The organism is Winogradskyella ludwigii, assembly GCF_013403985.1.
Taxonomy (GTDB): Bacteria; Bacteroidota; Bacteroidia; order Flavobacteriales; family Flavobacteriaceae; genus Winogradskyella; species Winogradskyella ludwigii.
Genome location: NZ_JABFDF010000003.1, coordinates 58,696 through 79,052 on the forward strand (window position 1 = coordinate 58,696; position 20,357 = coordinate 79,052).

Below are 20,357 nucleotides of genomic sequence, written 5' to 3' on the forward strand. Positions count from 1 at the left end.
AAGACAAAAGGTTTAATGTAAAAGTGTTTTATTACTAATTAGACCAAACCGCATAACCTTCGCGTCGCAATTCTAAGGTAATTTGTGCTTCTGCTTTTAATGCTTCTGCTCTAGTAAAAAAAGGATCAATATGATTAAAAAGACTTGGGCGTAAATAGGTGCCATATTTCTCAACAATATTTGAAGATATTTTATGACCCTTTTTGTTACGATGTCCTGTTTTGTGTTGGAGAAAACGTTCTTTTGGAGTTTTACTTGTCATGCCAACATACAAACATTCTAAAACACCATTAAATTGTGGATTTGCATTTCTAAACTTCGCGTTTTCGGTATAAACGCGTTTAGAAAGTTCTATGACGTATATAGTATATAAGGTTTTTGACATTTAAGCTAAGCATTCTAGAAAACCCTTATGAGTATTATTTTAAACTAACATCTATTAAAAATAATATGAGTTAAAGCTCAATTTTATTTTTCAAAATCGCTTTGAGATAAATTATTATTAAATTTTATGTTCGTCCAACTCACATTTATCCAAGGTAAATCACTCTCTTCAGCAGACCAGTTAGAACGTTTGTACTGACGCTTTGTAGGAATTAATAAACCATCAATTTTTTCGTACTGAAGTTTCATAAGAGATGGGTTGTCCATTTTTCCAAAATCTGCAACGGTGAACAAAAACTGATCGACTAAGTTGGTTTCTTTATTGATATATAATTGATAAATGTCTGTAGGTTTATCATCTTTACTTGTAAAACTTACTTTTACAACATTATAGATTTTATTATCAATGGTTTTCTCTTCAATAAATTCATAATTTAAACCTGGATCTAACATTTTTTGAAACATTGTAAACCAATAGAAGTTTGTAGGTCTATTAAAAGCGGCTCTTTTTATATAGGCTTCATTGTCTGAAAAAGTGCCTTCGTGCTTTAACCAATACGTTTTACCATCGTAACCTTGTTCAATTAATCCTGTTAAATTCGCTAATGTTCTCTCATGTTTGCTATATGCACCATAAGATAATTCACCATCAAAAATATATTTCTCTGTAGAAGTATCTGTTTTCCCATCTGGAGTTTGGTATGTGTAGGTATAAATAACATCTTTCTTTTTACTTAATTGATCATAGTTTCCAACTTTTTGAACCATATTATATACAATCTCATGACCTTTGTTTTGAAATACTTGTGCTATTTCTGTAGTAGATTTAGACTCCTTTTCTTTTACAAGTTTCGGATTGTCATTTTTACAAGACACTACTAAGCTTGTCAATAGGATACTGAATATAATAGGAAACTTCATTTTTTGTAATTTAGATTTAGTTGATAATACGATAGAATTTGGTGTTAACTTAATAAGAAACCTTTCAGTTCATTGTAAGAATTTATTTTTATAGATACACCTTCTTTATCCATTACAGCTTCTATTTGAGAAGGTAAAGCCACGCTTTCTTTAATAACGTCTTCCACAACATCTAAAAACTTTGTTGGATGGGCTGTTTCCATAAATACCACATGAGCATCATTTTCTTTTAAGTAGTCTTTGGCACCTAAATACCCAACAGCTCCATGAGGATCTGCAACATAACTATAGTCATTATACAATTCTAAAAGGGCAGCTTTTGTTTCTTCGTCTGTATAACTATATGAAGATAAATTTGCTTTTAAAGCGTCAAAATCATTGTTATGTAATTCTTGAATTCTTATAAAATTACTTGGATTCCCAACATCCATAGCGTTACTAATAGTTTGTACTGACGGTTTTGGGATGTAGGTTTGAGAAATCATATAATTCACAACGGTATCATTTGCATTATTTGCTGCTATGAAATGCTTAATTGGTAAGCCTAATTTTTGAGCAACCATACCTGCACAAATATTACCAAAATTACCACTAGGAACAGAAAAAGCAATGTCTGAATGTTTCGATTTTAATTGCTTGTAAGCAAACATGTAATAAAAGAGTTGCGGTAGCCAACGTGCAATATTTATTGAATTTGCAGACGTTAATTGCATTTTATCCGTTAGCTCTTTATCCATAAAAGCCTGCTTTACCATATCTTGACAATCATCAAAAACGCCATCGACTTCCAAAGCGGTAATGTTTTGTCCAAGTGTCGTTAATTGCTTTTCTTGTATGTCACTCACTTTTCCACTAGGATAAAGAATAACAACATCTACTCCTTTAACACCTAAAAAACCATTAGCAACAGCTCCTCCTGTATCACCAGAAGTGGCTACTAAAACAGTAACATGGTTGGTATTGGTTTTGTTGAAATACCCTAAACATCGCGCCATAAAACGTGCGCCAACATCTTTAAATGCCATGGTTGGTCCATGAAACAACTCAAGCGTTGAAATATTTTCATTGATTTCAACTACCGGAAAATCGAAGTTCAGTGTTTCTTCAACAATCGTTTTTAAAATGTCTTCTGGAATTTCTGGAAGAATGAATTGTTTAATGGCTTCAAAAGCAATTTCTGCATTTGATTTATCTTCAATGGTTTCAAAAAATGAAGGATCTAATGGTGTTATTGATTCTGGGAAATATAAACCTTTATCTGGTGCAAGTCCTCTGACTACTGCGTCAGCGAAGGTTGTGTTTGGTGCTTTTTTATTTAGAGAATAGTAATTCATAATATTTTTATTCTAAATTATTATAAGCTTCAAGTAAGTAGACTGGTTAGAGAAAATTCTTTGTGAATCTTCGTGCCTTCTCTGTGAAGCTTTGTGTTATAATTTTAGTATTAAGTCTTCTGTCATTTTATTACAAAACCCGAATCCCTTCAACATTAATTTTAGAAACATAGGTTTCAAATTGTATATCTGTCGTAGAATAGACTTGTCTTATCGCATTTTCTACAGCTTTTGCTGTGGCTTCACTTTTACTCAACATAAAAATAGATGGTCCTGAGCCAGAAATAGCACAACCCAAAGCTCCAGCTTCTAATGCTGCTTTTTTAACGTCATCAAAATGCGGAATCAACTGTTTTCGGTACGGTTCAATTACCACATCGATTAATGACTCTTTTATTAAATCGTAATCCGAAGTATGAAGTGCATGAACCAAACTGCCCACATTTGCCCATTGGGCAATAGCATTGCTTAACGGAATGTCTTTGGGTAAAATTGCTCTAGATTCAGACGTTTTAATTTCAATCTGCGGATGAATTAACGTTGCAAATACATCTAATGGAGTAGGTAACTCTAAAATTTGTAAAGGCGAGGCACTTTTTACCAATGTAAATCCACCAAAAATAGCTGGAGCTAAATTATCTGCATGCTCGCATTTACTTGCCAAAGCTTCGCCTTTCATGGCAAAATTGGTTAATTCTGTTTTGTTTAATGGATAACCTAATAAGGCATTCATCCCAAAAACACTTCCAGCTGCACTAGCAGAGCTACTTCCAATACCACTTCCTGGTTTAATCTTTTTATAGATTTCTATTTCAAAACCACAGTCTGGTTGTAAAGCGTTATACATCGCTAAAGCCGAAACTCCGGCTACATTATTTTCAGCTTCAAACGGTAAGTCGTAACCTTCAATTTTTGTAATTCTAATACCTTTTTCTTCTGTTTTTCTGATGACCATTTCGTCTCCAATAGTATCTAAACAAAAGCCAAGTACATCAAATCCACAAGCTACATTAGCTACTGTTGCTGGCGAAAATATTTTGATTTCGTTACTCATATCTAATTATTAGCAATTCTTATGATATCGGCAAATAAACCTGAAGCCGTAACATCTGCTCCAGCTCCTGCACCTTTTATAATCATAGGTTGTTCAGGATAACGTTGTGTGTAAAACATGACGATATTATCTTTTCCCTTTAGATTATAAAACGGATGACCTTCAGGTATTTCTTGAAGTCCAACTTTAGCTTTTCCATCATTAAACTCAGCAACAAATTTTAACTGACAGTTATTGTCTTGAGCAGATTTGAATAAAGCTTGATAGTAAGCTTCATCCTTAATTAAAGTTTGAAAGAAATCATCGACAGTATCTGATTTCATGGCAGCGTCTGTTAAGAAATTATCAGTTTCAAGATCCGATAATTCGATGGCATGACCACTTTCTCTTGCCAGAATTAAAACTTTACGAGCAACATCAATGCCGCTTAAATCTATTCTAGGATCTGGTTCTGTATAACCTTCTTCTTGTGCTTGTTTTACAACATCATGAAAAGTAGTTTCAGCATTAAAGTTGTTGAATATAAAATTTAAGCTTCCTGATAAAACAGCTTGTATTTTGTTTACTTCGTCACCAGAAGTAATTAAGTGACTCAATGTGTCTATAACAGGTAATCCAGCACCAACATTGGTTTCAAACAAAAATGATGCATTATACTGTCTTGATAATTGCTTTAATTCATTGTAATATTCAATATTTCCTGAACAGGCAATTTTATTACAAGCTACAACTGAAATACTGTGTTTAAGATAATTGCCATAAATGTTAGCAACGGCATCATTCGCTGTAATATCTACAAAGACTGAATTTCTTAAATTCAAATTCTTAGCATGATCTAAAAACCCTTGAAGACTTGATTTTTCTCCATTTTCTAATTGTTCTTTCCAATCTATTAAATTGATACCATCGTCTTTTACAACCATAGTTCTAGAATTAGATAAACCAGCAATTTTTAAGCTGATTTTAAAGTTTTCTTTAACATAAGCTTTTTGTTGTTTAATTTGCTCTATAAGTCGTTCTCCAACATTACCAACACCTGTAATAAACAAATTGATTTGTTTGGTTTTAATTTCAAAATACTGCTCGTGTAAACTATTTAAAGCTTTCTTTACGTCATTTCTATGAATCACTGCAGAAATATTACGCTCTGAAGCTCCTTGAGCGATCGCTCTAATATTCACATTGTTTTTACCGAGAGTACTAAACATTTTTCCGCTAATACCTTGATGACTTTTCATTTTATCTCCAATGACAGCTATAATTGAAAGTTCATCTTCTATAATGATAGGATCTATTTTTTGAAGTGTAATTTCATATTCAAATACATGATCTATAGCTTCTTTTGCGCGTTGTGCATCACTAGACGAAATTCCAAAACAAATAGAGTGTTCTGATGACGATTGTGTGATTAATATAATGTTGATTTTTTCTTGTGCTAACGTTTCAAACAAACGTTTACTAAAACCAGGAACACCAACCATACCATTGCCTTGCAAGGTTAGTAAAGCAATGTTTTCAATATTACTAATACCTTTTACAGGCGAGCCATTTGACTGCGCATTATGTGAAATTGTAGTTCCAACCGCTTCTGGATCCATTGTGTTTTTAATTACAATTGGAATTTTCTTTTTAAGCACTGGCATTACTGTCGGTGGATATAAAACTTTAGCACCAAAGTGAGATAATTCTACAGCTTCTTGATAAGACAATTCTACAATTGGAGAAGCTTGTTTTACTAACCTAGGATTTGTTGTGTACATACCACTAACGTCTGTCCAAATTTGTAATTCTTTAGCATCAATAGCAGCTGCAATAATTGCAGCAGTATAATCAGAACCACCACGACCTAAAGTTGTAATTTCTCCACTAATAGATTTTGATACAAAACCAGGAAACAATACAATGGAGCTAGAATTAGACTTAAAAAATGTCTGAATATTAGTATTTGTAACGTCAAAGTTTACAATCGCATTGTTAAATGTTGAATCTGTAATAATAAGGTCTTGCGAATTTTTTAATTGAATGTCTATCTTTCTAGATTTTATAGTGTGATAGATAATGGTAGAAGATAGTGCTTCACCAAAACTTAAAAGTTTGTCTTTTGTTTTTGGCGACAATTCATTAATGAGATAAATACCATTTAAAAGGCTTTTTAGATCATTTAATTTATCTGAAATAACATCCTGTAATTCTTCATAATCTTTTTTTAGATTTTCATCATTATTTGAACCTTCAAAAAGACCTTCAATTACTTTATTGTGTCTAGACCAAATAGCATCGTAAGTCTGTTTATAGGCCAGATTTTTATCACAAGCTAAATTTGCAGCTTCTAATAACACATCTGTGATACCACCAACGGCAGAAACGACTACAGCAATATTTGATTCTTTTGATTGTTGATCTAAAATTGAAATGACTTTATTTATGTTTTCGGCTGAACCTACTGATGTTCCACCAAACTTGAGAACTTTCATATTAATTGTATATTTAAGAGAATAAAATGTCTGTTTAGACAATAAGGGACGGAGATCATATTATAAATTACCCCAAAGGGTAATTCGTGTTGAAATAAAAAACATAGAAATAATTGTACCTAATGTACGCACTATTGTATTTGCTGATATGTTTGTTTTTTTATTCATGACTACATGTCAAAAGTATTATTTTTACAACAATAAAAAAACTTATATTTCCTTTTTAGGGAATTTGTAAAAACGGGCTAGTCTTTGCATTTAAATTGAATTATTACTAGTGTTTTGTAAAAAGTATTAAATTATTCATATGAATACTGAATATTTATAGAATTTATAATTATTTCATGAATAATTTAAACACTATTGTTTTTACAATCAAAACATATAAATAAAAAAGAATGAAATTATTTTCAAAAGAACAAATTTACGAAGGTGATAGGATAACTACCGAACTGCAAAAGATAGCCTCTACAGAGTTAATGGAGCGCGCAGGAACTCAAATTTTTAATTGGATTCATAGTAGAATGCAAGGTGCTCAAGTTCCTATTCATGTTTTTTGTGGTATTGGAAATAATGGAGGAGATGGACTGGTTTTAGCACGGCATTTAATAACTCATGGTTACAACGTAGTAACGTATATTACTAATTGCAGTGATAAGCGTACAAAAGACTTTTTAATTAACTACGATCGTATTAAAAATGTAACTAAAAAATGGCCCATTTTATTGAGTTGTAAAGATGATCTCTCTAATATTGAAATTGGTGTAGATGATATTATTGTGGATGCTATTTTTGGAATTGGTTTAAATCGTTCTCCAATTGAATGGGTACAATTATTGTTTCAAAAATTTAAAGCTTCAAAAGCGTATACACTATCTATAGATATTCCTTCAGGCTTATATACTGATAAACCTGTAGAAGATGAAAACGCTGTGGTTTATGCTAATTATACCTTAAGTTTTCAATCTCCAAAATTGATTTTCTTTTTACCAGAAACTGCGAAATACACCATAGAATGGGAGGCTTTAGATATAGGAATTGATCGCGATTATTTAATAAAAACAGATACAGAAGCAGAGCTAATTTCTAAACATGAAGTTTTACCCATATACAAACCAAGAGAGAAATTTTCTAACAAAGGCGATTTTGGGCATGTGATGATTTTAGGTGGAAGTTACGGAAAAATTGGTGCTGTTAATTTAGCAAGTAGAGCAGCATTGAGTTCTGGAGCAGGATTAGTTACAGCTTATGCACCTAAATGTGGTTATCATAGTTTACAAACAGCCATTCCTGAAGTGATGGTGATTACTGATAGTGATGAAACTCATATTTCTAATATTCAATTTGATATTGAACCAACCGTTATTGGTGTTGGAGTAGGATTAGGAACATCTTCTAGAACGGCAAAAACATTTGAAGCGTTCTTAAAAAGTAATAAATCAAAGTTGGTTATAGATGCAGATGCTTTAAACCTGTTGTCTAAAAAGAAAACCTTATTAAAACTTTTACCAGAACAAAGTATTTTAACTCCGCACCCAAAGGAGCTGGAACGGTTAATAGGAAAATGGTCTGATGATTTTGATAAATTAGAAAAAGTAAAAGTTTTTTCAAAGAAATACAATGTTATTGTTCTTATAAAAGGAGCCAATTCCATTACTGTTTATTTAGATAAACTTTATGTTAATACAACAGGAAATCCTGGAATGTCTACAGCAGGAAGTGGAGATGTTTTAACAGGAATCATCTCTGGTTTGATAGCTCAAGGTTATGAATCGTTATCAGCAACAGTTTTTGGGGTTTACTTACATGGAAAATCGGCAGATATTGCTATCGAAGATTATGGATATCAAAGTTTAATCGCGAGTCATATCATTGAAAATTTAGGTAAAGCTTACCTAGATTTATTTAAACAGCCAGAACAACCAAAAGTAGCAGAAGAGGAACAACAATAAGGTAAACAATCAAAAAAGCCTGTCTAAGTTTAAATTAGACAGGCTTTTTTATTATTTGAGTTTGAATTTAGATATTTAACTCATTAAATAAATCTATTAAAGCAGAACTCGATGGTCTTGGCGCATCTGCATTTACAATATTACCATTTGGATCTATTAATATAAATCTAGGAATACCATTAACTTTATAATCTTGCACAAATTGAGATCTAAAACCGTTATCTGCTAACAATTGCATACCTCCTAATTGCTTTGCACCAATCATAGTTTTCCAACCTTCATAAGATGCCGCTTTGTTATTTTTATAACCACGACCTTCATCTACAGAAATACTAACAAATTCAATGTTTTTTCCTTCATATTGCTTTTCAATTTTTTTAAGCGAAGGAATCTCTTTTATACAAGGACCACACCATGTTGCCCATAAATCTATATAAACATATTTACCTTTTAAGTCTGAAAGTGATGTCGATCCACCAGCATAATTTTCGTAATTTTCAAATGTAGGCGAAGGAGATCCCTTTGGAAAGGCGTTAATAGTTGCTTGTTTAGATTTCATAAAATTAGAGATCTGACCGACTGTGCCTTCTATGTTCTTGTCCATATTAGCAAGATGTGTAGAATCTATATCAGTATATTTAATCTTTAGATCTTCGTATGCAGATTTATAACCGTCAATTGCTTTTTCTACATCTTCCATGTTTCCTGAACCAACAAGATCTTCAGTAAAATAATCCTTAGAAATTAAAAAAGATTGAACAGAAAAATTATTAAGATCAGAATCATCTCCTTTAAATACCATAGAGTCTATAAACGAATCGTAATTAGTTTCAAAAGATGATGTATTGTTATTTTCTAAATATATTTGACCATATTGTTTTCCATGTTGAAAGCTGTAATCTCCAGCTTCAACTTTTAAAGTATCATTAAACGTACCATCATCATTTAGGGTTATTATTTTTTCGAAATCACGTCCTTTTAGGATTTTTAATATTTTACTTTCATCTGGGTTTTCAATTTTTCCAGAAAGTGTAACATAATCTTTAGGTTCTCCTTTACATGCAAATAATGCAGAAGCAATGCAAAGTAATAATAATCGTTTCATAGCTAATGTTTTGTTTAAGCTCAAAAATAAACATTAAAAGGCAATGTTAATTTTAAAATTATTATAAAGTTTTAGTTGAATTATTTAGACCTTAAATTAAAATAAGCCTTCATTGAGATGCTTATTAAATAGCGTTTAATGCTTGATAACATGAGTGTAAGAATACCGTATTACTTGAAGTGAATAACTATTTAATTTTTCTAGCTTTATTTGCATTGCTATAACGAATTTATTTTGTTAAAAAGATTGCAACGATTTATTAACAAATCCTTGTAGACTGTAAAAATATTCTCAATTTTGAAACAATAAAAAACGACTCCACATGGATAACTATCATATTATTTCTTCTGATGCTATAGATATTGTAACGATTTACAATATTTTTTATGAAAATAAAAAACTAAAGCTTTCAGAAGAGTCTGTAAATAAAATACAAAAGTGTAAAGCTTATTTAGATGATAAATTAGCCAATAATGAAAAGCCAATGTATGGTATTAACACAGGTTTTGGGTCGCTATATAATGTTAAAATTTCCAATTCAGATTTGAGTCAGCTTCAAGAAAACTTGGTAATGTCTCATGCTTGCGGTACAGGAGATCGTGTACCAGAATCTATAGTTAAGGTCATGCTGCTTTTAAAAATTCAGTCCTTAAGTTATGGTCATAGTGGAGTACAATTGGCTACTGTAGAACGGTTAATAGCGTTTTTTAATAATGATATTTTTCCTTTTGTTTTTACACAAGGCTCTTTAGGAGCATCGGGAGATTTAGCTCCTTTAGCGCATTTGGCTCTTCCTTTATTAGGTAAAGGAAAGGTAATGCATAATTCAAAGGAGTACGATGCTGCAACTATTTTAGAAGAGTTTAATTGGGAGCCTATTACGCTTGAAGCAAAAGAAGGTTTAGCGTTATTAAATGGCACTCAGTTTATGAGTGCTTATGGTGTTTATTTATTATTAATGTCTCATAAAACGTCTTATTTAGCAGATATTATTGCAAGTATTTCGTTGGATGCTTTTGATGGACGTTTAGATCCTTTTCATGATTTAGTACATGCTGTAAGACCACATCCAGGACAGCGCAAAGTGGCCAGACGTTTTAATGAATTTTTAAAAGGAAGTGAACTTATAACTAGAGAAAAGGAACATGTACAAGATCCTTATTCTTTTCGTTGTATTCCGCAGGTTCATGGAGCCACAAAAGACACCTTGGATTTCGTTGAAAGGGTAGTCTTAACTGAAATTAATTCGGTAACGGATAATCCTAATATTTTTCATGAAGAGGATTTAATTATTTCAGGTGGAAACTTTCATGGTCAGCCACTAGCATTAGCTTTAGATTATTTAAAAATTGCTATGACAGAAATTGGGAATATTTCTGAACGACGTGTATTTCAACTCGTATCTGGATTGCGAGGATTACCCGCGTTTTTAGTAGATAATCCAGGTCTTAATTCAGGATTTATGATTCCGCAATACACAGCGGCAAGTATTGTAAGTGCAAATAAGCAAATGGCAACTCCCGCTAGTATAGATAGTATTGTGTCTAGTAATGGACAAGAAGATCATGTTAGTATGGGAGCTAATGCTGCAACCCAAGCTTACACATTGGTGACAAATGTAGAGCGCGTTATCGCTATAGAATTAATGAATGCTTCGCAAGCACTAGAATTTAGAAGACCTTTAAAAACGTCACCATTTTTAGAATCATTTTTAGATCAGTATAGAAAAGTCGTGCCTTTTATAAAAGTAGATGAGGTGTTACATAATTCAATTGAAGCTTCAATTCAGTTTTTAAAAGATGTAGATATTGAAATTGATGAATTATTTTTGAATCATTACGATTTAAAATAAGTCTTAAATATTGAAAACATCCTAAAATAGGAAGTTGCTAAACTGTTATTTTTAGAAATAGATTTGCTTTTAGAAATATATTGAAGATCTTATATTCTAATTACAATGATATGTCATCTCATTAGCCCAAGCAACGGCATCTTCAAGTTCAGTAAAAATCTCAAATGGTTTATTGAAAAACATTTTTTCAATTTTAGCATTGACTTTTACTTGATAATTATTGGTTACTACAGCTAGACCTTTTATGGTTGGTATTTGTTCTGTTTTAAAATAAACTTTTGGATCTACAGAATAGGAATTTATTCTATTACTAATGTAAACAAATGGCTTGTTTGAAAAATAAGACTCTGCAACTTTAAGAAGTGTTTCGTTGTGTTCTAATGTGATTACAACTCCTTCATTAATAACCGTTATGACGTAATTATCATAAATGGTCATACTACAAAAATCGAATGTTAGGGATTCTTTCATGAGTAACTAATATTTAAAAGCAGAATATAAAAAAACTCTTTCATTTCTGAAAGAGTTTTCTTACTAATTTAATGATAATTTAAAGTTCTGTTGTTTTACTAGATGAATTTATTTTAATGCTTAGAACATCATTTTCTTCATCTAAATCCATTGTAATTTTGTCTCCTTCATGGATTTTAGAATTTATGATTTCTTCAGCTAATGCATCTTCAACATATTTTTGAATAGCTCTGTTAAGTGGTCTTGCTCCATACTGCTTGTCAAAACCTTTTTCAGCAATATAGTCTTTGGCTTTTTGAGAAAGTTTTAATTCGTAGCCTAAGTCTTTTATTCTAGCTATTAAGTTTGCAAGTTCGATATCGATAATTTTACCTATATCTTCTTTTTCTAAAGCGTTAAATACAATAACATCATCAATTCTATTTAAAAACTCAGGAGCAAATGCTTTTTTAAGCGCATTTTCTATAACTCCTTTTGCATGATCTGATTCTTGTGCAACTGCTGCAGAAGTTCCAAACCCAACACCACTTCCAAAATCTTTTAGTTTTCTAGCGCCAATGTTAGACGTCATGATTATGATTGTATTTCTAAAATCAATTTTACGACCTAAACTGTCTGTTAAATAACCATCATCTAAAACTTGTAATAACATATTAAAGACGTCTGGATGTGCTTTTTCAATCTCATCTAAAAGAACAACAGCGTATGGTTTACGTCTTATTTTTTCAGTTAATTGACCACCTTCCTCATAACCAACATATCCTGGAGGTGCACCAACTAAACGAGAAATAGCGAATTTCTCCATGTATTCACTCATGTCTATTCTCACTAACGCATCATCACTGTCAAATAGCTCACGAGCTAAAACTTTAGCTAGTTGTGTTTTACCAACACCAGTTTGTCCTAAGAAAATAAATGACCCAATTGGTTTGTTAGGATCTTTAAGTCCAGCTCTGTTTCTTTGGATAGCTTTAACCACCTTAGCAACCGCTTGGTCTTGGCCAATCACTTTACCCTTTATTAAATCGGGTAATTTAGAGAGTTTAGTAATTTCCTTTTGTGCAATTTTATTAACAGGAATTCCTGTCATCATAGAAACAACATCAGCAACATTATCTTCGGTTACGACTTCACGATGTAGTTTAGTGTCGTCTTCCCATTTTTCTTGTGCTGTAGCTAATTCTTTTTCAAGTCGTTTTTCATCATCTCTAAGCTTTGCAGCTTCTTCATACTTTTGTTTTTTAACGACACTATTTTTAGTTATTTTAACTTCTTCAAGCTTCTTTTCTAATTCTAAAATTTGTTTAGGTACATCTATATTAGTAATGTGTACACGAGAACCTGCTTCATCTAAAGCATCAATAGCTTTGTCTGGTAAAAAACGTTCCGTCATATAACGACTCGTTAATTTTACACAAGCCTCAATGGCTTCGTCTGTATAATTAACATTGTGGTGTTCTTCGTACTTACCTTTAATGTTATTAAGTATTTCTATAGTTTCTTCAACAGTTGTAGGTTCAACAATTACTTTTTGAAAACGACGTTCTAATGCACCATCTTTTTCAATATACTGTCTGTATTCATCTAAAGTTGTAGCACCAATACATTGAATTTCACCTCTCGCTAAAGCAGGTTTAAACATATTTGAAGCATCTAAACTTCCTGTTGCGCCACCTGCACCAACAATGGTATGAATTTCATCTATAAATAAAATGATATCATCGTTTTTTTCAAGCTCGTTCATTACGGCTTTCATGCGCTCTTCAAATTGTCCTCTGTATTTTGTGCCTGCAACTAAACTGGCTAAATCTAAAGTAACTACACGCTTATTAAATAAGGTACGTGACACTTTACGTTTTACAATACGTAAAGCAAGTCCTTCTGCAATGGCCGATTTACCAACACCTGGTTCGCCTATTAATAAGGGATTGTTTTTCTTTCGTCGACTTAAAATTTGAGACACACGTTGTATTTCTTTTTCTCGGCCAACAACAGGGTCTAATTTGTTTTCTTCTGCAAGTACAGTAAGATCTCTTCCAAAATTATCTAAAACTGGAGTTTTAGATTTTTTGTTTGTCTTGTTAGATTGTCCACCAAATGGATTCTGCTTTGCGTCTTCTTCTTCATTTATATCATCATCAGAAAAAGATTCTGCCTTTGGTGTTTCTAAATAATCATCTTCGCTAGTTGCCATAGATTTAAATTCTTCTTTAACGTTATCATAATCTACTTTGAGCTTATTTAAAAGCTTAGTGGTAGGGTCATTTTCATTTCTTAAGATGCACAATAATAAATGTGCTGTATTAATTGAGGTGCTTTGAAATAATTTGGCTTCTAAAAAGGTTGTTTTTAAAGCACGCTCTGCCTGTCGTGTTAGATGTAGATTCTTTTTTTCATTCGATGTTGAAATGATATTAGGGTTAGCAGGACTTAAAATCTCTACTTTACGCCTAAGGTGATTTAGGTCTACATCCAGTGCACTTAATATATCAATTGCTTTGCCGTCGCCATCTCTTAATAGTCCAAGCATTAAATGCTCAGTACCAATAAAATCATGACCTAAACGCAAGGCTTCTTCTTTGCTATAAGCTATAACATCTTTAACTCTTGGTGAAAAATTATCGTCCATATTGAAATCCTTTCTGCTTTAAAAATAGTAAAAACATATTGAGTACAAGGCAAAAACTATACCTTAATTATATGTTATAAACGAAGAGAGTAAAAAAGCATTTTAAATCAAAGGAAATAAGCAGATACTTATTAACGAAAAAGATATCAGGTATTGTTAATAAAAAATACCAAAAATATCATTGGATTAGGCTTTAAACATTAGGATTTTGGTTATATTAGCACGTTATGAAAACTCACAAAAAAACTAATTAATTTTATATATGGCAGAAGGAGAAAAACTCATTCCAATTAACATTGAAGATGAAATGAAATCGGCTTACATTGATTATTCAATGTCGGTCATTGTGTCACGTGCGTTACCAGATGTAAGAGATGGTTTAAAACCAGTACATAGACGTGTACTTTATGGTATGCATGAACTAGGTATTAGAGCAAATAGTGCACATAAAAAATCGGCAAGAATAGTTGGTGAGGTTTTAGGTAAGTATCACCCACACGGAGATACTTCAGTATACGATGCAATGGTACGTATGGCTCAAGAATGGAGTTTACGATATATGTTAGTAGATGGACAGGGTAACTTTGGTTCTGTAGATGGTGATAGTCCTGCAGCAATGCGTTATACGGAAGCACGTATGCGTAAAATATCTGAGGACATGTTGGCAGATATTGATAAAGAAACTGTAGATCATAAATTAAATTTTGATGATACTTTAGAAGAACCTACAGTTTTACCAACGCGTATTCCAGGACTTTTAGTTAATGGAGCTTCTGGTATTGCTGTTGGTATGGCAACTAATATGCCTCCTCACAATTTAACAGAGGTTGTAGATGGTACTATAGCGTATATCGAGAATAATGAGATTGAGATTGATGAATTAATGCAGCACATTAAAGCTCCAGATTTTCCTACAGGTGGAACAATTTATGGCTATGATGGCGTTAAGGAAGCTTTCCATACAGGTCGTGGACGTATTGTAATGCGTGCTAAAGCTATAATCGAAGAAGTACAAGGTAGAGAATGTGTTATTGTTACTGAAATTCCTTATCAGGTGAACAAGGCAGATATGATTAAGAAAACTGCCGACTTAATTAACGATAAAAAGCTAGAAGGTATTTCTACGATTAGAGATGAATCGGATAGAAATGGTATGCGTATTGTTTATGTTTTAAAACGAGATGCCATTCCTAATATCGTTCTTAACAAGTTATTTAAGTATACAGCGTTACAAACGTCTTTTAGTGTTAATAATATAGCACTTGTAAATGGTCGTCCGCAGTTATTAAATTTAAAAGAACTTATTCATTATTTTGTTGAACACAGACATGAAGTTGTTGTTAGGCGTACAACTTATGAATTGCGTAAAGCAGAAGAACGAGCTCATATTTTAGAAGGTTTAATTATAGCTTCGGATAATATAGATGAAGTGATTAAAATTATTCGTGCATCATCTAATGCAGAAGAAGCGCGTAATAGTTTAATTGAACGCTTTAAATTATCTGAGATACAAGCAAAAGCCATTGTAGAAATGCGTTTGCGTCAGTTAACAGGTTTAGAGCAAGATAAATTACGTACTGAGTATGATGGTATTATGGCAACTATAATAGATCTTAAGGATATCCTAGCTAAGAAAGAGCGTCGTATGGATATTATTAAAGGAGAGCTAGAAGTTGTTAGAGATAAATACGGTGATGAGCGTCGTTCTATAATAGAATATGCTGGTGGAGACTTAAGTATCGAAGATATGATTCCTGATGCACAAGTTGTAATTACAATTTCGCATGCAGGTTATATTAAAAGAACCTTACTTACAGAATACAAAACACAGCATAGAGGTGGAGTAGGACAAAAAGCATCAACCACTAGAAATGAAGATTTCTTAGAGCATTTATTTGTAGGTACTAACCACCAATACATGTTATTCTTTACGCAAAAAGGAAAATGTTTCTGGATGCGCGTTTATGAAATTCCAGAAGGATCTAAAACTTCAAAAGGTAGAGCTATTCAGAATTTAATAAATATTGAGCAAGATGATAAAGTGATGGCTTTCATTTGTACTCAAGATTTAAAAGATGAAGAATATATTAATAGTCATTATGTGATCATGGCGACTAAGCAAGGTCAGGTTAAGAAAACATCTTTAGAGCAGTATTCGAGACCAAGATCTAATGGTATTAATGCTATTACTATTAAAGAAGATGATGTTTTATTAGAAGCGAAGTTAACAACAGGCGAAAGTCAAGTAATGTTAGCCTTAAAATCTGGTAAAGCTATTCGTTTTGAAGAAGCTAAGACAAGACCAATGGGTAGAAATGCTTCTGGTGTTAGAGGAATTAGACTTCAAGATGAAAAAACAGACGAAGTTATCGGAATGATTGCTGTAGATGATATGGAAAGTAATATTCTTGTCGTTTCTGAAAATGGTTATGGTAAACGTTCTAGTTTAGAAGATTACAGAATTACTAATAGAGGAGGAAAAGGGGTTAAAACTATTTCTATCACCGAAAAGACAGGTAATTTAGTATCTATTAAGAATGTAACAGATGAAGATGATTTAATGATTATTAATAAATCTGGAATTGCAATCCGTATGGCAGTAGCAGATTTACGTGTTATGGGTAGAGCAACGCAAGGTGTAAAGCTTATTAACTTAAAAGGAAATGATTCTATTGCAGCAGTTGCTAAAGTAATGAAGGATGATGAAGAAGAAATTATTGAAGCCATAGATTCTGAAGTTCTTGATTCGGAATTAGCTGATAATGAAGATGCTTCTGAAGATGGCACAGCTATTGATAATACTGAAACTGAAAACGAATAATTAACAACAAATATTTATTACAAGATGAAAAAATTAATGACATTAGTGCTTTTATTAGCAATTACGTCAATGTCTTTTGCGCAAAAAAATGAGATAAAGGAGATTGAAAAAGCACTTAAAAAATCAAATTTTGCCGATGCTAAATCTGCCGTAACAGCAGCAGAAGGTTTAATAGGTTCTATGGATGATAAGTCTAAAGCTAAATTTTATTTATTAAAAGCACAAGCATTATATGCAAATGGTGCTGGTACAGATGCCAATATTGATGAGGCAATTACAAGTTTAGATGAGTTAAAAACTCTAGAGTCTAAAATGGGTAAGCTTAAGTATACAGCAGAAGCTAATGAAATGACAAGCGGTATGGTCAATTCTTTTTTAACTAAAGCTAACGATGCATTTACAAACAAAAACTACGAAGTTGCAGCTAAAGGTTTTGAAAAAGTCTACAGAATGTCTCCAAAAGATACACTGTACTTGTATTATGCTGCTTCTGCTGCAGTATCTCAACCAGACTTTGATACTGCGTTAAAGCATTATATAGAATTGAAGAATTTAGGTTATAATGGATCTTCGATGAATTATTATGCGACTAATGTAGAGACAGGTGTAGAAGAGAATTTTGCAGGTAAAACAGCAAGGAACTTTTCTGTTAAAGCTAAGTTGCATGAGAAACCAAGAGACGTTAGAAGTCCTTCAAAAACAGCAGAAATTGTAAAAAATATTGCTTTAATTTATGTGTCTCAAGGAGACAATGAAAAAGCATTAGGTGCAATGTCTGATGCTAGAGAAGAAAATCCAGATGATATTGGTTTATTATTATCAGAAGCTAATGTTTATCTTAAAATGGGTAATAGAGATAAATTTAAAGCTTTAATGGAAGAAGCTACAGAAAAAGATCCTGGTAATGCAGAGTTACAATATAACTTAGGAGTATTAGCTGCTGAAGGAGGTAATTCAGAAGAATCAATTAGGTATTATGAGAAAGCCCTTGCCATTAATCCAAATTATGTAGATGCTTATAATAACTTAGCCGTTGTTATTTTATCTGGTGAAGCTAAAATTGTTGAAGAAATGAATGGTTTAGGAACTAGTAGAGCTGATAACTTAAAATATGACCAATTAAAAGAAAGTCGTACGCAAATCTATAATAAGGCGATTCCTTATTTAGAAAAAGCTTTAGAATTGAAAAACACTAACGTTGATGCAGCTAAAACGTTAATGAACATCTATAGCGCCTTAGGTGAAACAGATAAGTTCAAAGCAATGCGAACAAGAATAGAAGAAATGGAAGCTTCTGCTAGTGGTAATTAAATCACTACGAGAGATTGTATAAAAAAAGCGACTTATTTATAAGTCGCTTTTTTTATACAATTTTTTTAATCACTCTTAGTTTGTGTGTATGTATCTTTTTATCAATATTATAAATACCACTATGATCTAAGCGATCAATTCTTATTTTTCCGTGAGCATGGATAATATAGTTGTCTTCCATTATAATACCAACGTGAGTAATATTGCCTTCAGAATTATCAAAAAAGGCCAAATCACCTGGCTCACTTTCTTCTATAAAACTTAGTGCTTCACCTTGTGTTGCTTGTTCAGAAGCATCTCTTAATAGTTTGTAACCATTAATTTTATATACCATTTGTGTAAAACCAGAACAGTCTATTCCAAAAGGTGTTTTTCCTCCCCATAAATAGGGTGCATTTAAAAATTGAAATGAGGATTTAACAATATTAGTTTTATCACTTTTAGAAGTGATTGCAATACCATCAAAGTTATGATTAAGTAATTTTAAACTGTTTAAGTCAGAACCTACAGGAATCGGATACAAACTGTTTGAAGCATCAGAAACAAATTCAATTAAATCTTTTGAAAGATAAATTTCAGATTTTAATAAGTCGTTGTAATTAGATTCTTCAACTTCTATATATTGCTTATTATCTATCCATCCTTCATATTTATCAAAAGCAAAACGAATACGACTCCATTTTTTACGTTGTTCGAGAACTTTAAAATAATCGCCATACAAAGCTTGCGTTACCATTTCTGAGGTATCGCTAGGTTCTAATCGTATAGGTACAATTCCAAGATTACAAATGCCGTATTGCATAAAATGTTGTTAAGCGCGTTCTAATATCACAGCAGAAGCACCACCACCACCATTGCAAATAGCAGCTGCACCTAGTTTAGCATTGTTTTGCTTTAGTACATTAATTAAGGTTACTAAGATTCTAACACCAGAACAACCAAGCGGATGCCCTAAAGAAACGGCACCTCCATTAACGTTTACATTACTATCGTCTAATCCTAATATTTTCATATTAGCTAATCCAACGACAGAAAAAGCCTCGTTAAATTCAAAAAAGTCAACATCTTTAATATCAATATTTGCTTTTGCTAACGCTTTTGGTAAAGCTTTAGAAGGCGCTGTTGTAAACCATTCTGGTTCGTGTGCAGCATCAGCATATCCTTTAATTATTGCTAGAGGTTCTAAACCTAATTCTTCGGCTTTTTCTCTACTCATTAATACCATTGCGGCAGCTCCATCATTAATTGTTGAAGAATTAGCAGCAGTCGCTGTTCCGTCTTTAGTAAATGCAGGGCGCAAAGCCGGAATTTTTTCCATTTTCACATTCGAATATTCTTCGTCTCTATCTACAATAACAGGTTCTCCACGACGTTGAGGTACTTCAACAGCAATTACTTCATCTGTAAATTTACCAGATTCCCAAGCTGCTTTAGAGCGCTCATAAGATTGAACAGCATAAGCATCCTGATCTTCTCTTGAGAATTTATATTCAGCGGCACATGCATCTGCACAAACTCCCATAGCATTATTATCGTATGCATCTACTAATCCATCTTTTTGCATACCATCGATAAGTGTTGCAGGTCCAAATTTTGTTCCTGAACGTGCGTGCATATAATGCGGAATAGAACTCATGTTTTCCATACCACCAGCAACAACAATTTCGGCATCACCTAATTGGATCGCTTGCGCTGCTTGCATTACTGCTTTCATACCAGAAGCACAGACTTTATTTATCGTGGTACAAGGAACTGTATTTGGTAAACCAGCATAAATGGCTGCTTGTCTTGCCGGAGCTTGACCTGTACCTGCTTGTACAACATTTCCCATTATAACTTCATCTACCATTTCTGGTTTCAGGTTAATTTTACCTAAAGCTCCTTTAATTGCAGCAGCGCCTAATCGTGGTGCTGGTACTGAGGATAATCCTCCTAAAAAACTTCCAATTGGTGTCCTAACTGCTGAAACTATAACGACGTCCTTATTCATTCTAATTTTGTTTTTGCTTGATGCGAAATTAAACATTTTTTAAGAGATTTGAGAATGTA

14 protein-coding genes are annotated in these 20,357 nt (G+C 32.5%); 4 read left to right on the plus strand and 10 right to left on the minus strand.

Features of this window, described 5'->3' with window-relative positions; translation table 11 throughout:
- Nucleotides 1–34 precede the first annotated feature (34 nt).
- The 5 genes from HM981_RS08720 to thrA form a co-directional block, all read right to left on the minus strand.
- Complete coding sequence (locus tag HM981_RS08720) at nt 35–385, minus strand: GIY-YIG nuclease family protein (RefSeq protein ID WP_179338404.1); 351 nt, start codon at nt 383–385, stop codon at nt 35–37.
- 83 nt (nt 386–468) lie between these two features.
- Entirely contained in the window at nt 469–1,305 is an 837-nt protein-coding gene (locus HM981_RS08725; RefSeq protein WP_179338405.1) for a DUF6503 family protein, read from the minus strand.
- A 44-nt stretch (nt 1,306–1,349) separates the two neighbouring features.
- Nucleotides 1,350–2,639 carry a threonine synthase gene (gene thrC / locus HM981_RS08730; RefSeq protein ID WP_179338406.1) on the minus strand — a complete coding sequence of 430 codons (1,290 nt, stop codon included), beginning with the start codon at nt 2,637–2,639 and terminating at the stop codon, nt 1,350–1,352.
- Nucleotides 2,640–2,769: 130 nt separating this feature from the next.
- Nucleotides 2,770–3,693, minus strand: a complete 924-nt coding sequence (locus HM981_RS08735; RefSeq protein WP_179338407.1) for a homoserine kinase — start codon at nt 3,691–3,693, stop codon at nt 2,770–2,772.
- Nucleotides 3,694–3,695: 2 nt separating this feature from the next.
- Nucleotides 3,696–6,167 carry a bifunctional aspartate kinase/homoserine dehydrogenase I gene (gene thrA, locus HM981_RS08740; RefSeq protein WP_179338408.1) on the minus strand — a complete coding sequence of 824 codons (2,472 nt, stop codon included), beginning with the start codon at nt 6,165–6,167 and terminating at the stop codon, nt 3,696–3,698.
- A 398-nt stretch (nt 6,168–6,565) separates the two neighbouring features.
- Between thrA and HM981_RS08745 the strand changes: the two genes are divergently transcribed.
- Complete coding sequence (locus HM981_RS08745) at nt 6,566–8,119, plus strand: NAD(P)H-hydrate dehydratase (protein WP_179338409.1); 1,554 nt, start codon at nt 6,566–6,568, stop codon at nt 8,117–8,119.
- Between the two features lie 67 nt (nt 8,120–8,186).
- Here HM981_RS08745 and HM981_RS08750 read toward each other — a convergent pair whose 3' ends face one another.
- Complete coding sequence (locus tag HM981_RS08750) at nt 8,187–9,224, minus strand: TlpA family protein disulfide reductase (RefSeq protein WP_179338410.1); 1,038 nt, start codon at nt 9,222–9,224, stop codon at nt 8,187–8,189.
- A gap of 322 nt (nt 9,225–9,546) precedes the next feature.
- Between HM981_RS08750 and hutH the strand changes: the two genes are divergently transcribed.
- Nucleotides 9,547–11,076, plus strand: coding sequence for a histidine ammonia-lyase (gene hutH, locus HM981_RS08755; RefSeq protein ID WP_179338411.1), 1,530 nt, complete (start codon nt 9,547–9,549; stop codon nt 11,074–11,076).
- A gap of 96 nt (nt 11,077–11,172) precedes the next feature.
- Here hutH and HM981_RS08760 read toward each other — a convergent pair whose 3' ends face one another.
- Both HM981_RS08760 and HM981_RS08765 read right to left on the minus strand, forming a co-directional pair.
- On the minus strand, nt 11,173–11,547 hold the full coding sequence (locus tag HM981_RS08760) for a hypothetical protein (protein ID WP_179338412.1): 375 nt from the start codon (nt 11,545–11,547) through the stop codon (nt 11,173–11,175).
- A gap of 79 nt (nt 11,548–11,626) precedes the next feature.
- The gene (locus HM981_RS08765) at nt 11,627–14,176 is read right to left on the minus strand and encodes an ATP-dependent Clp protease ATP-binding subunit (RefSeq protein WP_179338413.1); all 2,550 of its coding nucleotides are present in this window, start codon (nt 14,174–14,176) and stop codon (nt 11,627–11,629) included.
- A gap of 262 nt (nt 14,177–14,438) precedes the next feature.
- Between HM981_RS08765 and gyrA the strand changes: the two genes are divergently transcribed.
- Together gyrA and HM981_RS08775 are read left to right on the plus strand one after the other, a co-directional pair.
- A complete protein-coding gene (gyrA, locus tag HM981_RS08770; protein ID WP_179338414.1) occupies nt 14,439–16,997 on the plus strand; it encodes a DNA gyrase subunit A in 2,559 nt (852 codons plus the stop codon).
- Nucleotides 16,998–17,021: 24 nt separating this feature from the next.
- The gene (locus HM981_RS08775; protein WP_179338415.1) at nt 17,022–18,308 is read left to right on the plus strand and encodes a tetratricopeptide repeat protein; all 1,287 of its coding nucleotides are present in this window, start codon (nt 17,022–17,024) and stop codon (nt 18,306–18,308) included.
- A gap of 52 nt (nt 18,309–18,360) precedes the next feature.
- Here HM981_RS08775 and HM981_RS08780 read toward each other — a convergent pair whose 3' ends face one another.
- Nucleotides 18,361–19,110: a C40 family peptidase gene (locus HM981_RS08780; protein WP_179338416.1), complete on the minus strand. Its 750-nt coding sequence runs from the start codon at nt 19,108–19,110 to the stop codon at nt 18,361–18,363.
- Between the two features lie 9 nt (nt 19,111–19,119).
- The gene (locus tag HM981_RS08785) at nt 19,120–20,298 is read right to left on the minus strand and encodes an acetyl-CoA C-acyltransferase (protein ID WP_179338417.1); all 1,179 of its coding nucleotides are present in this window, start codon (nt 20,296–20,298) and stop codon (nt 19,120–19,122) included.
- Nucleotides 20,299–20,357 lie beyond the last annotated feature (59 nt).

Excerpts from the sequence above, each read along its gene's own strand:
- HM981_RS08720 (WP_179338404.1), bottom strand. The coding sequence starts at position 385 with ATGTCAAAAACCTTATATACTATATACGTCATAGAACTTTCTAAACGC.
- HM981_RS08725 (WP_179338405.1), bottom strand. The coding sequence starts at position 1,305 with ATGAAGTTTCCTATTATATTCAGTATCCTATTGACAAGCTTAGTAGTG.
- thrC (WP_179338406.1), bottom strand. The coding sequence starts at position 2,639 with ATGAATTACTATTCTCTAAATAAAAAAGCACCAAACACAACCTTCGCT.
- HM981_RS08735 (WP_179338407.1), bottom strand. The coding sequence starts at position 3,693 with ATGAGTAACGAAATCAAAATATTTTCGCCAGCAACAGTAGCTAATGTA.
- thrA (WP_179338408.1), bottom strand. The coding sequence starts at position 6,167 with ATGAAAGTTCTCAAGTTTGGTGGAACATCAGTAGGTTCAGCCGAAAAC.
- HM981_RS08745 (WP_179338409.1), top strand. The coding sequence starts at position 6,566 with ATGAAATTATTTTCAAAAGAACAAATTTACGAAGGTGATAGGATAACT.
- HM981_RS08750 (WP_179338410.1), bottom strand. The coding sequence starts at position 9,224 with ATGAAACGATTATTATTACTTTGCATTGCTTCTGCATTATTTGCATGT.
- hutH (WP_179338411.1), top strand. The coding sequence starts at position 9,547 with ATGGATAACTATCATATTATTTCTTCTGATGCTATAGATATTGTAACG.
- HM981_RS08760 (WP_179338412.1), bottom strand. The coding sequence starts at position 11,547 with ATGAAAGAATCCCTAACATTCGATTTTTGTAGTATGACCATTTATGAT.
- HM981_RS08765 (WP_179338413.1), bottom strand. The coding sequence starts at position 14,176 with ATGGACGATAATTTTTCACCAAGAGTTAAAGATGTTATAGCTTATAGC.
- gyrA (WP_179338414.1), top strand. The coding sequence starts at position 14,439 with ATGGCAGAAGGAGAAAAACTCATTCCAATTAACATTGAAGATGAAATG.
- HM981_RS08775 (WP_179338415.1), top strand. The coding sequence starts at position 17,022 with ATGAAAAAATTAATGACATTAGTGCTTTTATTAGCAATTACGTCAATG.
- HM981_RS08780 (WP_179338416.1), bottom strand. The coding sequence starts at position 19,110 with ATGCAATACGGCATTTGTAATCTTGGAATTGTACCTATACGATTAGAA.
- HM981_RS08785 (WP_179338417.1), bottom strand. The coding sequence starts at position 20,298 with ATGAATAAGGACGTCGTTATAGTTTCAGCAGTTAGGACACCAATTGGA.